The sequence below is a fragment of the Streptomyces sp. NPDC104381 genome, from assembly GCF_055583745.1.
This window is the reverse complement of sequence record NZ_JBVJNK010000006.1, coordinates 430,821-443,928: the sequence shown is the minus strand read 5'-3', so window position 1 is coordinate 443,928 and position 13,108 is coordinate 430,821. Positions and strand designations below refer to the sequence as shown.

At 72.2% G+C, this 13,108-nt stretch carries 14 protein-coding genes and 3 tRNA genes; 7 read left to right on the top strand and 10 right to left on the bottom strand.

Features of this window, described 5'->3' with window-relative positions; genetic code table 11:
- Nucleotides 1-141 precede the first annotated feature (141 nt).
- Together ACZ607_RS23180 and ACZ607_RS23175 are read left to right on the top strand one after the other, a co-directional pair.
- Nucleotides 142-1,368 carry a pyridoxal phosphate-dependent aminotransferase gene (locus ACZ607_RS23180; RefSeq protein WP_099173860.1) on the top strand — a complete coding sequence of 409 codons (1,227 nt, stop codon included), beginning with the start codon at nt 142-144 and terminating at the stop codon, nt 1,366-1,368.
- Between the two features lie 124 nt (nt 1,369-1,492).
- Nucleotides 1,493-2,506, top strand: coding sequence for an adenosine deaminase (locus tag ACZ607_RS23175; protein ID WP_469737393.1), 1,014 nt, complete (start codon nt 1,493-1,495; stop codon nt 2,504-2,506).
- On the opposite strand, the gene ACZ607_RS23170 is transcribed toward ACZ607_RS23175, so the two are convergent.
- Nucleotides 2,499-3,080, bottom strand: a complete 582-nt coding sequence (locus tag ACZ607_RS23170; protein ID WP_469737391.1) for a TetR/AcrR family transcriptional regulator — start codon at nt 3,078-3,080, stop codon at nt 2,499-2,501. The two genes, ACZ607_RS23175 and ACZ607_RS23170, sit on opposite strands and share 8 nt — an antisense overlap.
- Before the next feature lie 89 nt (nt 3,081-3,169).
- Between ACZ607_RS23170 and ACZ607_RS23165 the strand changes: the two genes are divergently transcribed.
- Nucleotides 3,170-3,805 (top strand): NAD(P)-dependent oxidoreductase, encoded by a 636-nt coding sequence (locus ACZ607_RS23165; protein ID WP_469737389.1) that lies wholly within the window; start codon nt 3,170-3,172, stop codon nt 3,803-3,805.
- Between the two features lie 35 nt (nt 3,806-3,840).
- Here the strand turns inward: ACZ607_RS23165 and ACZ607_RS23160 are convergent, their stop codons facing one another.
- From ACZ607_RS23160 to ACZ607_RS23125, 8 genes are all read right to left on the bottom strand, one after another.
- A complete protein-coding gene (locus ACZ607_RS23160; RefSeq protein ID WP_469737387.1) occupies nt 3,841-4,896 on the bottom strand; it encodes a UDP-N-acetylmuramate dehydrogenase in 1,056 nt (351 codons plus the stop codon).
- A gap of 64 nt (nt 4,897-4,960) precedes the next feature.
- Entirely contained in the window at nt 4,961-6,391 is a 1,431-nt protein-coding gene (locus ACZ607_RS23155) for an MFS transporter (protein ID WP_469737385.1), read from the bottom strand.
- 77 nt (nt 6,392-6,468) lie between these two features.
- Complete coding sequence (locus ACZ607_RS23150) at nt 6,469-7,017, bottom strand: TetR/AcrR family transcriptional regulator (RefSeq protein WP_469737383.1); 549 nt, start codon at nt 7,015-7,017, stop codon at nt 6,469-6,471.
- Between the two features lie 115 nt (nt 7,018-7,132).
- Nucleotides 7,133-7,561 (bottom strand): MaoC family dehydratase, encoded by a 429-nt coding sequence (locus ACZ607_RS23145; protein WP_469737381.1) that lies wholly within the window; start codon nt 7,559-7,561, stop codon nt 7,133-7,135.
- Complete coding sequence (locus ACZ607_RS23140; RefSeq protein ID WP_099173868.1) at nt 7,561-8,013, bottom strand: MaoC family dehydratase N-terminal domain-containing protein; 453 nt, start codon at nt 8,011-8,013, stop codon at nt 7,561-7,563. The genes ACZ607_RS23145 and ACZ607_RS23140 overlap by 1 nt, the downstream gene beginning before the upstream one ends.
- 111 nt (nt 8,014-8,124) lie before the next feature.
- Nucleotides 8,125-8,289: a 50S ribosomal protein L33 gene (rpmG, locus tag ACZ607_RS23135; protein WP_003956487.1), complete on the bottom strand. Its 165-nt coding sequence runs from the start codon at nt 8,287-8,289 to the stop codon at nt 8,125-8,127.
- 89 nt (nt 8,290-8,378) lie between these two features.
- Nucleotides 8,379-8,451, bottom strand: a tRNA-Met gene (locus ACZ607_RS23130).
- 45 nt (nt 8,452-8,496) lie between these two features.
- A tRNA-Thr gene (locus tag ACZ607_RS23125) sits at nt 8,497-8,569 on the bottom strand.
- A 297-nt stretch (nt 8,570-8,866) separates the two neighbouring features.
- Between ACZ607_RS23125 and ACZ607_RS23120 the strand changes: the two genes are divergently transcribed.
- The 4 genes from ACZ607_RS23120 to ACZ607_RS23105 all read left to right on the top strand — a co-directional run bounded on the left by ACZ607_RS23120 (nt 8,867) and on the right by ACZ607_RS23105 (nt 12,790).
- Nucleotides 8,867-10,090 (top strand): amidohydrolase family protein, encoded by a 1,224-nt coding sequence (locus ACZ607_RS23120; RefSeq protein WP_469737379.1) that lies wholly within the window; start codon nt 8,867-8,869, stop codon nt 10,088-10,090.
- Nucleotides 10,091-10,124: 34 nt separating this feature from the next.
- The gene (locus ACZ607_RS23115; protein ID WP_469737377.1) at nt 10,125-10,781 is read left to right on the top strand and encodes an SDR family oxidoreductase; all 657 of its coding nucleotides are present in this window, start codon (nt 10,125-10,127) and stop codon (nt 10,779-10,781) included.
- A gap of 75 nt (nt 10,782-10,856) precedes the next feature.
- A complete protein-coding gene (locus ACZ607_RS23110) occupies nt 10,857-12,053 on the top strand; it encodes an MFS transporter (protein WP_469737375.1) in 1,197 nt (398 codons plus the stop codon).
- Nucleotides 12,054-12,088: 35 nt separating this feature from the next.
- Nucleotides 12,089-12,790 carry a DNA alkylation repair protein gene (locus ACZ607_RS23105; RefSeq protein ID WP_469737373.1) on the top strand — a complete coding sequence of 234 codons (702 nt, stop codon included), beginning with the start codon at nt 12,089-12,091 and terminating at the stop codon, nt 12,788-12,790.
- An 82-nt stretch (nt 12,791-12,872) separates the two neighbouring features.
- On the opposite strand, the gene ACZ607_RS23100 is transcribed toward ACZ607_RS23105, so the two are convergent.
- Nucleotides 12,873-12,954 (bottom strand) — tRNA-Tyr (locus ACZ607_RS23100).
- Between the last annotated feature and the right edge of the window lie 154 nt (nt 12,955-13,108).

Here is a 13,108-nt window from a genome sequence, read left to right as displayed (position 1 = left end):
AACGACAGGTGAGTGTACGTGTTCATGGGCGTCGCGTCGAACAGACAACTACCGACCGGTCCTGTCCGGATGCTGTCCGAGTGCTGTCCGGTCCCTGAAACCCCTGTGCCGAGGGGATTTCCGGTCTGCGAGCATGGGGGCATGAGCGCTGCAACTTCTCCGTCCGAGCGCCGGGTCTCGGCCCGCATCGGTGCCATCTCCGAGTCCGCCACCCTCGCCGTCGACGCCAAGGCCAAGGCCCTCAAGGCCGCCGGGCGTCCGGTGATCGGGTTCGGCGCCGGTGAGCCCGACTTCCCGACCCCCGGTTACATCGTGGACGCCGCCATCGAGGCGTGCCGCAACCCGAAGTACCACCGCTACACCCCGGCGGGCGGGCTCCCCGAGCTCAAGGCCGCGATCGTGGCGAAGACGCTGCGCGACTCCGGCTACGAGATCGACGCCTCCCAGGTCCTGGTGACCAACGGCGGCAAGCAGGCCATCTACGAGGCCTTCGCCGCGGTCCTCGACCCGGGCGACGAGGTCATCGTCCCCGCCCCGTACTGGACGACCTACCCCGAGTCCATCCGTCTCGCCGGCGGCGTCCCGGTCGAGGTCGTGGCCGACGAGACCACCGGCTACCGGGTCTCCGTGGAGCAGCTCGAAGCAGCGCGCACCGAGCGCACGAAGGTCGTCCTGTTCGTCTCCCCGTCCAACCCGACGGGTGCCGTCTACAGCGAGGCCGAGACCGAGGCGATCGGCCGCTGGGCCGTCGAGCACGGCCTGTGGGTCATGACGGACGAGATCTACGAGCACCTGGTCTACGGGGGCGCGGCCGCCGCCTCGCTCCCCGCGGTGGTGCCCGAGCTGCGGGACAAGTGCATCGTGGTCAACGGTGTGGCCAAGACGTACGCCATGACCGGCTGGCGGGTCGGCTGGATCATCGGCCCGAAGGACATCGTGAAGGCCGCGACCAACCTGCAGTCGCACGCCACGTCCAACGTCAACAACGTCGCGCAGGCCGCCGCGCTCGCCGCCCTCTCGGGTCCGCTGGACGCGGTCGCCGAGATGGGGTCCGCCTTCGACCGCCGTCGCAGGACGATCGTGCGGATGCTCAACGAGATCGACGGCGTGCTCTGCCCCGAGCCCGAGGGCGCGTTCTACGTGTACCCGTCGGTGAAGGGGCTGCTCGGCAAGGAGATCCGCGGCAAGCGCCCGGCGGACTCCGTCGAGCTCGCCGCCCTCATCCTGGACGAGGCCGAGGTGGCCGTGGTGCCGGGCGAGGCGTTCGGTACGCCGGGTTACCTGCGGCTGTCCTACGCGCTGGGCGACGACGACCTCGTCGAGGGTGTCTCCCGGCTCCAGAAGCTGCTGGGCGAGGCCCGCGACTGACGCGGAATCTCCCCCTGAGTGGTGTGGCCCCCGGCTCCGGCCGGGGGCCACTTTTTTGTTCGACGGTTAACTCACACGGGAATCCGGCTACCGCCGGGCCCCTCCGGTGCGGCAAGATCGATCGATGGAGCGTGACGTACGGCTGTTGCCCAAGGCCCACCTGCACCTGCACTTCACCGGGTCGATGCGGCCCACGACCCTGCTCGAACTCGCGGACAAGTACGGCGTGCACCTGCCCGACGCCCTGACCGGCGGTGAGCCGCCCAAGCTGCGGGCCACGGACGAGCGCGGCTGGTTCCGTTTCCAGCGCCTCTACGACATCGCCCGGTCCTGCCTCCGCTCGCCGGAGGACATCCAGCGGCTGGTGCGCGAGACCGCCATGGAGGACGTGGCGGACGGCTCGGGGTGGCTGGAGATCCAGGTCGACCCCACGTCGTACGCCCCGCTGCTCGGGGGGCTGATCCCGGCGATCGAGATCATCCTGGACGCCGTGGACCGTGCGGCCCGTGACACCGGGCTCGGGATCCGGGTGGTGATCGCGGCGAACCGGATGAAGCACCCGCTGGACGCCAGGACGCTGGCCCGGCTCGCCGTGCGGTACGCGGACCGGGGTGTCATCGGCTTCGGCCTCTCCAACGACGAACGCCGGGGCATGGCGCGCGACTTCGACCGCGCCTTCGCCATCGCCCGCGAGGGTGGTCTGCTGGCGGCCCCGCACGGCGGCGAGCTCTCCGGCCCCTCCAGCGTCCGGGACTGCCTGGACGACCTCGACGCGGCCCGGATCGGGCACGGCGTACGGGCGGCCGAGGACCCCGGGCTGCTGCGCAAGCTCGCGGAGCGCGGGGTGACCTGCGAGGTCTGCCCGGCGTCCAACGTGGCGCTCGGCGTCTACGAGAAGCCCACCGACGTACCCCTGCGCACTCTGTTCGACGCGGGGGTGCCGATGGCGCTCGGCGCGGACGACCCGTTGCTCTTCGGCTCGCGGCTGGCCGCGCAGTACGACCTCGTACGGCGGCACCACGCGTTCACCGACGAGGAGCTGGCCGAGCTGGCCCGGCAGTCCGTGCGGGGGTCGGTGGCACCGGTGGAGGTGCGGGAGAAGCTGCTGGGCGGGATCGACGCGTGGCTGGCTAGCTGATGCCGCTCAGCAGGGTGCGCGCGAGGGACGCGGCGAAGGCGTCCAGGGACTGCGGGGCCGCGGCCGTCTCGTAGGCGAAGGCGCGCTGCGCGCAGGCGCCCAGCAGCAGGGAGGCGGCCGCGTGGGTGTCGGCTCCGGGGCGGACACGGCCGGCCCGCTGTTCGGCGCGGAGGTAGGCGTCGAGGCCCTGGATCGGCTTGTGCGGGCCGGTGCCCATCTCGCGCATCGCCGCTTCGTGGCGGTGCTTGAGCCGGGGTTCGGCGTACAGCGAGGCGAGGACCGGGAAGGTCTGCTGGTAGAAGAGCGCGGCCTGACGGGCGACCTCGGTGAGGTTCTGTTCCAGGTCGCCCCGGCCCGCCTCCAGATCGCCGAGGAGCGGGCCCAGTCTCGGCATGCGTTCGCCGAGCACGGTCACGAAGAGCTCCTCCTTGTTCGCGAAGTACTTGTAGAGCGCGGCCTCGGAGCAGCCGGCGGCCTTGGCGATCTCCTTCGTCGTGGTGCGCGCGAGGCCGATGCGGAGCATGAGTTCATGGGCCGCGTCGAGGATGCGGACGCGGGCCGGCTTCTGCTCCATGGATGCTCCAGCAAGGCTTGACGTAGGGGTGAGCGCCCACTCACCCTATGGGTAAGTGAATACTCACCCACTCAGGAGGGGCGTGCGCGATGAGGCTCACGGTGTTCGGGGCGACGGGAGCCGTCGGCCAGGAGGTTGTCCGGCAGGCGCTGGCGGCGGGGCACGAGGTGACGGCGGTGGTGCGGGATCCCGCCGTGCTGCCGGAGGGGCTGCGGGGTGCCGCCCTGCACGCGGTGGTGCCGCTGGACGACACGGCGGCGGTGCGCGGGGCGGTCGCGGGGCGGGACGCCGTGCTCTCCGGGCTCGGCGCGCGGGGCCGGAAGGCCGGTGACGTCACGGAGCGGCTCACCGTGCGGGTGCTGGAGGCGATGGAGGCGGAGGGGGTGCGGCGGCTGGTGGTCGTGAGCGCGGCCCCGGTCGGCCCGGAGCCGGCGGACGACCCGCTGCTGGACCGCGTGGTCCGCAGGGTGATCGGCGCGGTCCTCAAGGAGGTGTACGCCGATCTGACCCGGATGGAGGCCGCGCTGGCCGCGAGCGCGACGGACTGGACGTCGGTGCGGCCGCCGAAGCTGACGAACGGCCCGCTGACGGGGGCGTACCGGACGGTCGGGGGCGGCACCCCGCGCAGCGGCCGGTCCCTCGCGCGGGCCGATGTGGCCCACGCGATGCTGGCGCTGATCGACGAGCCGGCGGCGGTGAAGCAGGGCGTGGGGGTGGCGTACTGATCCCGGGCCCGCGGCCCTGAGCCCCGGCGCCGGGCCTACAGGCTGACGCCCACCGTCACCGGTTCGTTGACGAGGGTGACCCCGAAGGCCTCCTGGACCCCGGCGACGACCTCGCGGGCCAGCGCCAGCAGGTCGTCGGTGGTCGCGTCGCCCCGGTTGGTGAGCGCGAGGGTGTGCTTGGTGGAGATGCGCGCGGGGCCCGTGCCGTACCCCTTGGTGTAGCCCGCCTTGTCGATGAGCCAGGCCGCCGAGGTCTTCACCCGGCCGTCGCCGGCGGGGAAGGCCGGGGGCGTGACGTCCGCGCCCAGGCGCTCGGTGGCGCGGGCGAGGAAGAGCGCGTGCTGCGCCTCGTCGAGGATCGGATTGGTGAAGAAGGACCCGGCCGACCAGGTGTCGTGGTCCTCCGGGTCGAGCACCATGCCCTTGCCCGCCCTCAGCCGCAGGACGGTCTCGCTGGCGGAGGCGGCGGGGACGCGGTCGCCCTGTTCGACGCCCATGGCCCTGGCGGTCTCGGGGTAGCGCAGGGGCGCGGACTGCCCGCCCGCGTCCTCCAGCCCGAAGCGGACCCGGAGCACGACGAAGCGGTCGGGTTCGGCCTTGAAGCGGCTGTGGCGGTACGAGAAGGCGCAGGCCTCGTTCGGGAGGGTGACCGTCTCCCGGGAGTGCCGGTCGTAGGCGACGACCTCGGTGATGACCGAGGACACCTCCTGCCCGTAGGCGCCGACGTTCTGGATGGGGGTCGCCCCGGCGGACCCGGGGATCCCGGCCAGGCACTCGATCCCGGCCAGTCCCGCCTCGACCGTACGGGCCACGGCGTCGGTCCAGACCTCGCCCGCCGCCAGTTCCAGCGTCGTACCGGAGAGCTCGAAGCCCTTGGTGGCGATGCGCAGGGCGGTCCCGTCGAAGCCCTTGTCGCTGATGACCAGGTTGGAGCCGCCGCCGATGACCAGGAGGGGGGTGCCGCTGTCGTCGGCCTCGCGGACGGCGGCGATCACCTCCGCGTCGGTGGTGGCCGTCAGGAGGCGGTCGGCCGGGCCGCCGAGCCGGAAGGTGGTCAGGGGGGCGAGGGGGGCGTCGTGGAGTTCCTGCACGGGGACAAGAGTACGGTCCACGGCCCGGGGAGCGGGCCGTGGACCGTACGGGGCGGGCCTGAGGTCAGGCGGCGACGGGGACACGCTCCTCGGCGGCCTCGGGTGCCGGGCCGGAGGCCGGCTTGCGGCGCGGGATGAGCAGGGCCGTGAGCCCGGCCAGGGCCACCACGCCGGCGCCGATCCAGAGGGCCGGCACGGTCCCGTCGGTGAAGGCCTGGGGGGAGCCGTATCCGCCCTGGGCGGAGAAGACCGCGGCCAGTACGGCGACCCCGAGGGCACCGCCGACCTCGCGCAGGGCGTTGTTGGCCCCGGAGGCGATGCCCTGCTCCCCCGGCCGCACGCTGGACATCACGAGGCTGGCGGCGGGTGCGAAGTACATGGCCATGCCGACGCCGCCGACGATCAGGCCGGGCAGCTGCGCGGTGTAGGCGACGTCCGGTTCCAGGACGGTGGCGAAGAGGCCTAGGCCCACGGCCTGGAGGAAGAGGCCGGTCACCACCACGGGCCGGCCGCCGAACCGGTCGGAGAGGTATCCCGCGACGGGTGCGACGAGCATCGGCATCCCGGTCCACGGCAGCATCCGCAGGCCGGCCTCGGTCGGCGAGTAGCCCAGTACGTTCTGGAGGAACTGGCTGAGCAGGAAGATCGAGCCGAACATGCCCAGGAACATCAGCAGGCTCGCCATGTTGATCCCGAAGAAGGCGCGGTCGCGGAAGAGCCGCATGGGCAGGACCGGGTTCTTCGCGCGGAATCCGTGGCGGACGAAGACGGCCAGGAGGAGCGTCCCCGCGATCAGGCCGGTCAGCACGAGCGGGTCGGTCCAGCCGTCGCTGGTGCTGCTGACGAGCGCGTAGACGATGCCGAACAGACCGGCGCTGACCAGGACGGTGCCGGGCACGTCGAGCTTGGCCTCGGGGGCGTACGACTCGGCCAGCCGCAGGCGTGCCAGGGGCAGCAGGATCAGGCCGACCGGGACGTTCAGCCAGAAGATCCACTGCCAGGAGATGTGTTCGGTGAGGCTTCCGCCGATCAGGGGGCCGCTGGCGACGGCGAGGCCGGTGACCGCGCCGAAGAAGCCGAGGGCCATGCCGCGCCTGGCGGGCGGGACGGCGGCGGTGAGCAGGGTGAGGGTGAGCGGCATCATGACCGCGGCGCCGACGCCCTGGACGGCACGGAAGGCGATGAGCTCCTCGATGCCCGGTGAGAGGGCGGCAGCGGCGGAGGCCGCGGTGAAGACCGTGAGGCCGGCCAGGAACAGCCGGCGCCGGCCGAAGCGGTCACCGAGTGCGGCGCCCGTCATCAGCAGGACGGCGAAGGTGAGGGTGTAGGCGTTCACCGTCCATTCGAGCTCCTCCAGCCGGCCGCCGAGGCTCTCGCGGATGGACGGCAGGGCGGTGGTGACGACGAGGTTGTCGAGTGCCGCCATGAAGCCGGCGACGCTCGTGATGACGAGGGCCCAGACCGCTCCTGCGCGGCCGGTGGTGTGCTGATCCACTGCTCCCCCCCTGGGGTTAGTTATTCATTACTAACTTACGTGGACAGAGAACCGGGCCGGGCCCGGACCTGAGACGTTCAGCCGACCGGCTGGGCCGAGTCGTAGAAGCCGGACCAGATCCGGTGTCCGGCCGGGAAGCCCAGCGACGACAAGGTGTTGACGAGCATGCCGTACGCGAGGAACTGGGTGGCCTCGCCCACATCGGCACCGAGCAGGAGGTTGACCGAGTCGAACAGCTCCAGCCACCCGGCCCGCACCGACTCGCCGAACGCGTGGTCCCCCGCGGCCTCCGCGGCGGCGACGGCCGCGCACATCTGCATCTGCATCTGGAGCTTGTCGGAATCGACGACGATCAGCCGCTGGTACGCCTCGGCCATGGCGTGCAGGGCCGCTTCGCCCTCCAGCCCCTCGGCGGCCTTCTCGAAGACCTGCCGGGTCTCCAGGAGGCAGCGCTCGGCGGCGGCGAGGAACATCGCCTGCTTGTTGGGGAAGAGCCGGAAGAGGTACGGCTGCGAGACACCCACACGCTTGGCGATCGCCTCGGTGGAGGTGGCGCTGTACCCGCCGCGGGCGAACTCGGTGACCGCCGCGCGGATGACGCTCTCGCGCCGCTCATCTGCACTCATCCTTGCCATGAGACGAAGTTAGTACTCAATCACTAACTTGGCAAGCGCCCGTCGTCCGGCCGAACGAAAGGGGCACGGTCCATGGACCGTGCCCCTTCATCACGTGTACGGCGGTTCAGCCGAGCCGCACGACGGCGCGGGACATGCCCAGCACCTTCTTGCCCTCGCTCATCGCGGTCAGGTCGACCCGCACCGTGTTGTCGTCCAGCTTGGCGGCGACCTTGCCGCTCACCTCGATCAGCGCCCCGGTGTCGTCGTTCGGCACGACGACCGGCTTGGTGAACCGGACCCCGTACTCGACGACCGCACCCGGGTCGCCGGCCCAGTCCGTGACGACCCGGATCGCCTCGGCCATGGTGAACATGCCGTGCGCGATCACGTCGGGGAGCCCGACCTCGTGCGCGAACTTCTCGTTCCAGTGGATCGGGTTGAAGTCGCCGGAGGCGCCCGCGTACTGCACCAGCGTGGCCCGGGTCACCGGGAAGGACCGCGCCGGCAGCTCCGTACCGACCTCGACGTCCCCGTAGGCGATGGTCGCCGTCATCACGCCTCCTCGGCGGCGCGTGCCACCAGCTTGGTCCAGGCGGTCACCACGTGCTCACCGGACTCGTCGTGCACCTCACCGCGGATGTCCACGATGTCGTTGCCCGCCATCGTCTTGATGGCCTCGATCGTCGAGGTGACCGTCAGCCGGTCCCCCGCCCGCACGGGGCGCACATAGGCGAACTTCTGGTCACCGTGCACCACGCGGCTGTAGTCCAGGCCCAGCTGCGGGTCCTGCACCACCTGACCCGCGGCCTTGAAGGTGATGGAGAAGACGAAGGTGGGCGGGGCGATCACATCCGGGTGCCCCAGGGCCTTGGCGGCCTCCGGATCCACGTACGCGGGGTTGGCGTCACCCACCGCCTCCGCGAACTCCCGGATCTTCTCCCGGCCGACCTCGTACGCCGGGGTGGGCGGATAGGTCCGCCCGACGAAGGACTGGTCGAGCGCCATGGGCCCGGTACCTCCTGATGAAAGTCGAATGGGGCGAGGGACAGCCCGAGCCATCAAGATAAACGACACGAGGCCGCCCCCAGTGGGGACGGCCTCGTGTACGAGCCTGTTTCAGCGCGTTTCGCGGTGCGCGGTGTGCGAGTTGCAGCGCGGGCAGTGCTTCTTCATCTCAAGACGGTCCGGGTTGTTACGCCGGTTCTTCTTGGTGATGTAGTTCCGCTCCTTGCACTCCACGCAGGCCAGCGTGATCTTCGGGCGGACGTCGGTGGCAGCCACGTGAGTGCTCCTAAGACGGACGGATGGACGGATGAACGCAAAAAAGAGTAGCCGATCGAAGGACCGACCCCACAATCGGCTACCGTTAGTAGCGGTGACCGGACTTGAACCGGTGACACAGCGATTATGAGCCGCTTGCTCTACCGACTGAGCTACACCGCTTTGATGCCGGGTCTCCCCGCCGAAGCGGGGTTTCCCGATCACCAGAGCCCCAATGCGGAATCGAACCGCAGACCTTCTCCTTACCATGGAGACGCTCTACCGACTGAGCTATTGGGGCGAGCGAGGAAGACATTACACGGTCTCTCGCCGATCGCCCAAATCCGTTTCCGCGGCCCCCACCGGGCCCCCTCGCGCCCCCCGGGCGGACCCTGCGAAGGCCCTCCTGATCAGGCCCTTGATCAGCCGGTACGCCACCTCGCCGGACCGGCTCGCGGGCCCCTGTGACGCCCCTCTCCCCAACCGCCCCACGAGGCCACATTCGTACGACTAATGCGCTCCTCCTCGGAGCGGACGGAGCCCCGGCCTACGCTCGCCGCACCTTGCGTGATCCTGCATTCCCCCCAGGAGCGGTGCGATGTCCGAAAGCCCCGGCGAGGCGCCCGCGCTCCTCCTCGGCGGAGCCCGGCTCACGGACGGGCGCGCCGTCGACGTACGGATCGCGGGGCCGCGCATCGAGGCCGTGGGTACGGCGGGCAGCCTCACCACCCCGGGGACCCGCATCGACCTGCGCGGCTATCTCCTGCTGCCCGCGCCCGCCGAACCCCACGCGCACGCCGACACGGCACTCTCCGGGACCGTGGAGGGGCCGCCGTCCCACCGCCCCGAGGACGTACGGCGCCGGGCGACCGAGGCCGCGCTCCTCCAGCTCAGCCACGGGGCCACCGCGCTGCGCGCCCATGTGCGCGTGGGCGACGTACAGGGCCTCGGGCCCCTGGAGGGCGTCCTGGCGGCCCGCAAGTCCCTCCGGGGCCTCACCGGGCTGACCGCCGTCGCCGTGCCCCGGCTCCTCACCGGCGTCGCGGGCGCCGACGGCCTCGCCGCGCTCCGCGACGCCGTGGACATGGGGGCGGGCGTGATCGGCGGCTCCCCCGACCTCGACCCCGATCCGGCGGGCCACACGGAAGCCGTCCTGGAGCTCGCCGCCGCCCACGGGCTCCCCGTCGACCTGCACACGGACGGTGACGACCCGGCCCGCCTCGCCCGGCTGGCCGCCATGGCCGGCGGTCTGCGCCCCGGCGTCTCCCTCGGCCCCTGTGCGGGCCTCTCGCGGCTTCCCGGCGACGAGGCGGCCCGCACCGCCGACCGGCTCGCCGCCGCCGGTGTGACCGTGGTCTGCCTCCCCCAGGGCGGCTGCTCCGGCGCCCGGCTGCGGGGCACGCCCCCGGTACGGCTGCTGCGGGCCGCCGGGGTCCCGGTGATCGCGGGCAGCGGGGCCCTGCGCGACAGCGCCAACCCCGTCGGCCGCGGCGACCCCCTGGAGGCGGCGTACCTGCTGGCTTCGCAGGAGGGCCTCTCCCCCGAGCACGCCTACGACGCCGTCTCCGGCACCGCCCGCGCGGCCCTGGGCCTGCCCGGGGTGCGCGTCGAGGCCGGCTTCCCCGCCGAGCTGCTCGCCGTGCGCGGCGACGGGCTGGCCGGGGCGCTCTCCCTCGCGTACAGCAGGATCGTGGTGCACCGGGGGCGTGTGGTGGCGCGGACCAGCGCCGTACGCGAGTACCGGGACTCCGGCGCCGCCGCCGCGGCCCTCGACCTCCCCCGCCAGGGGCGCACCGATTCCGGGCCCTGCGGCGGGCCTTGAGCGCGCGCGCTCCCCGCGGCGTACGGTCGGAAGCATGCGCATTGTCATTGCAGGTGGACATGGTCAGATCGCGCTGCGGCTGGAGCGGTTGCTCGCCGCGCGCGGTGACGAAGCGGTGGGCGTCATCCGCAACCCGCAGCAGAGCGAGGACCTGAGGGCGGCGGGGGCCGAGGCCGTCGTCCTCGACCTCGAATCGGCGTCCGTCGAGGAGGCGGCCGAGGTTCTGCGAGGGGCGGACGCCGCGGTCTTCGCGGCAGGCGCCGGCCCCGACAGCGGTTCGGCCCGTAAGGACACGGTGGACCGCGGAGCTGCCGTGCTCTTCGCGGACGCGGCGGAGCGGGCGGGGGTGCGGCGCTACGTCGTGGTGTCCTCCATGGGCGCCGACCCCGACCACCGGGGCGACGAGGTGTTCGACATCTACCAGCGGGCCAAGGGCGAGGCGGACGCGTACGTACGTTCCAGGAGCGCCCTGGACTGGACGGTGCTGCGCCCCGGGATGCTCACGAACGACGCCGGGACCGGCCAGGTCCTGCTCGCCGCCTCGACGGGCCGCGGACCGGTCCCCCGCGACGACGTGGCGGCGGTGCTGCTGGAGCTGCTGGACACCCCGGCGACGGCGGGCCTGACGCTGGAGCTGATCAGCGGCGGCAAGCCGGTGGCGGTCGCGGTGAAGGACGTCGCGGGGAACTGAGCCCCGGGACGCCCGACGCCCCGCCGCGCGAGGCGTTGCCGCCCGCCGGAGATTCCGCGGGATAGCGTCGGCCGCATGAACGGTGGCCCGGACAGCCGAGGTTGGCTCGCCTGCTGTCTCGGCGGGGCGGTGTTCGCCGTCTGCATGGCGGGGACGACTCTGCCGACCCCGCTGTACAGCCTCTACCAGGACGAACTCGGCTTCTCCGAGCTGATGGTGACCGTCGTGTACGCCGTGTACGCCTTCGGCGTCATCGGGGTGCTCCTGCTGGCGGGCAACGCCTCCGACGCGGTCGGCAGACGGCCCGTCCTGCTGGCCGGCCTGGGCTGCGCGGCGGTGAGCGCCGTCTGCTTCCTGTGCGCCACCGCCCTGGGCTGGCTCTTCGCGGGACGCCTGCTGTCGGGGCTCTCGGCGGGGCTGTTCACGGGGGCCGCCACCGCGTACGTCATGGAGCTGGCACCCCGTCAGGGCTCGTCCCGCGCCTCGTTCGTGGCGACGGCCGCCAACATGGGCGGCCTGGGCTGCGGGCCGCTGCTCGCGGGGATCCTCGCGCAGTACGCCCCCTGGCCGCTCCATCTGCCGTTCATCGTGCACCTGGTGCTGGTGGCCGCGTCGGTGGTCGTCGTGCTGGGCCTGAGGGAGACCGTGGCCGAGCGCCGCCCCCTGAGGACCGTGCGGCCGCAGCGGCCCGGGCTGCCGCCCGAGGTCAGGGCGGTGTTCCGGCCCGCGGCGCTCGCCTCGTTCGTGGGGTTCGCCCTGTTCGGGGTGTTCACCTCGGTGAGCCCGGCGTTCCTCTCGGAGTTCCTGGACGTGGACAACCACGCCGTGAGCGGGCTGATCGTCGCGCTGGCCTTCTTCGCGTCGGTCGCCGGGCAGTCGGCGGTGGGCGGGATCGGTGAGCAGAGGTCGCTGTCGCTGGGCTGCGCCGGCCTCCTCGGCGGGCTGGTGCTGCTCGCGGCCGCGATCTGGTGGCAGCTCCTGCCGCTGATCGTGCTGAGCGCGCTCCTCGGCGGCGCGGGCCAGGGGCTGGCCTTCCGGGCGGCCCTGTCCCAGGTGGCCTCGGCGTCGCCCGCGGACCGGCGGGCGGCGGTGATCTCGACGCTCTTCGTGGTGGCGTACCTGGGCATCTCGCTGCCCGTCATCGGGGTGGGCGTCCTCTCCGACCACATCGGGCTCCAGGACTCCGGGCTGGTCTTCATCGCGAGCATGGCCGTACTGGTCGCCTGGGCCGGTCTCCACCTGCTGCGGCGCCAGGCCGCGAAGGGCCGCTGAGCCGGCGGGCCGCGGCCGTACGCTGAATGCTCCACATGCTCCGCGCGAGGACGGGAGGCCGCCGGGTGACCGGGACGACGGTGACCGAGGTGATGGCCGAGCTCGCCGCACTGGAGGATCCGAGGATCCGTGCGGTGAACGAGAAGCACGGCGACGACCACGCCGTGAACCTCGGCAGGCTGCGCGCGCTCGCGAAGCGGCTGAAGACGCAGCAGGAACTCGCCCGCGTGCTCTGGGACACGGGCGACACCGCGGCGCGGCTGCTGGCGCTGCTGATCTGCCGTCCCAAGGCGTTCGAGCGGGACGAGCTGGACGCCATGCTGCGCGGGGCGGGCACCCCGAAGGTGCACGACTGGCTCGTCGGCTACGTGGTGAAGAAGAGCCCGCACGCCGAGGAACTGCGCCTGGCCTGGTCCGCCGATCCCGACCCGGTGGTCGCGAGCGCCGGCTGGGCGCTCACCACGGAACGCGTGGCGAAGCGGCCCGAGGGGCTCGACCTCGCAGGGCTGCTCGACGTGATCGAGGCACGGATGAAGGACGCGCCGGACCGCCTGCAGTGGGCGATGAACCACTGCCTGGCCCAGATCGGCATCTCGCACGAGGAGCACCGCGCCCGCGCGCTCGGCATCGGGGAGCGCCTGGAGGTGCTGAAGGACTACCCGACGCCCCCGGGCTGCACGTCCCCGTACGCACCGGCCTGGATCACCGAGATGGTGCGCCGGCAGCAGGACGCGTAGGGCCGCCCGCGCACGCTCGTACATACGCAGAAACCCCGTCCGACCTGGTGTTGAATCAGGTCGGACGGGGTTTCCCGTCCTGTGGCGGCGCCAGGGTTCGAACCTGGGTAGGCTGAGCCGGCAGATTTACAGTCTGCTCCCTTTGGCCACTCGGGCACACCGCCTGGAACGACGCGTCGGGTCCCGGTGCGGGGCCCTTGGCGACGTCGTAAACGATACCTGATGCCCGGGGGTGCTACGCCACCTGATTGATCAGCACCGGGTGCGCGCGGGTGTGGCTAAGGGTTGTCCCGCACTTCCTGGTGGATCAGCGCGCGG

Bases quoted from the DNA above. Each gene is read 5' to 3' on its own strand.
- ACZ607_RS23140 (WP_099173868.1), bottom strand. From the start codon at position 8,013: ATGGCGCTCGACCAGTCCTTCGTCGGGCGGACCTATCCGCCCACCCCG.
- ACZ607_RS23110 (WP_469737375.1), top strand. From the start codon at position 10,857: ATGAACGGTGGCCCGGACAGCCGAGGTTGGCTCGCCTGCTGTCTCGGC.
- ACZ607_RS23120 (WP_469737379.1), top strand. From the start codon at position 8,867: ATGTCCGAAAGCCCCGGCGAGGCGCCCGCGCTCCTCCTCGGCGGAGCC.
- ACZ607_RS23165 (WP_469737389.1), top strand. From the start codon at position 3,170: ATGAGGCTCACGGTGTTCGGGGCGACGGGAGCCGTCGGCCAGGAGGTT.
- ACZ607_RS23115 (WP_469737377.1), top strand. From the start codon at position 10,125: ATGCGCATTGTCATTGCAGGTGGACATGGTCAGATCGCGCTGCGGCTG.
- ACZ607_RS23170 (WP_469737391.1), bottom strand. From the start codon at position 3,080: ATGGAGCAGAAGCCGGCCCGCGTCCGCATCCTCGACGCGGCCCATGAA.
- ACZ607_RS23150 (WP_469737383.1), bottom strand. From the start codon at position 7,017: ATGAGTGCAGATGAGCGGCGCGAGAGCGTCATCCGCGCGGCGGTCACC.
- ACZ607_RS23175 (WP_469737393.1), top strand. From the start codon at position 1,493: ATGGAGCGTGACGTACGGCTGTTGCCCAAGGCCCACCTGCACCTGCAC.
- ACZ607_RS23145 (WP_469737381.1), bottom strand. From the start codon at position 7,561: ATGACGGCGACCATCGCCTACGGGGACGTCGAGGTCGGTACGGAGCTG.
- ACZ607_RS23105 (WP_469737373.1), top strand. From the start codon at position 12,089: ATGCTCCGCGCGAGGACGGGAGGCCGCCGGGTGACCGGGACGACGGTG.
- ACZ607_RS23180 (WP_099173860.1), top strand. From the start codon at position 142: ATGAGCGCTGCAACTTCTCCGTCCGAGCGCCGGGTCTCGGCCCGCATC.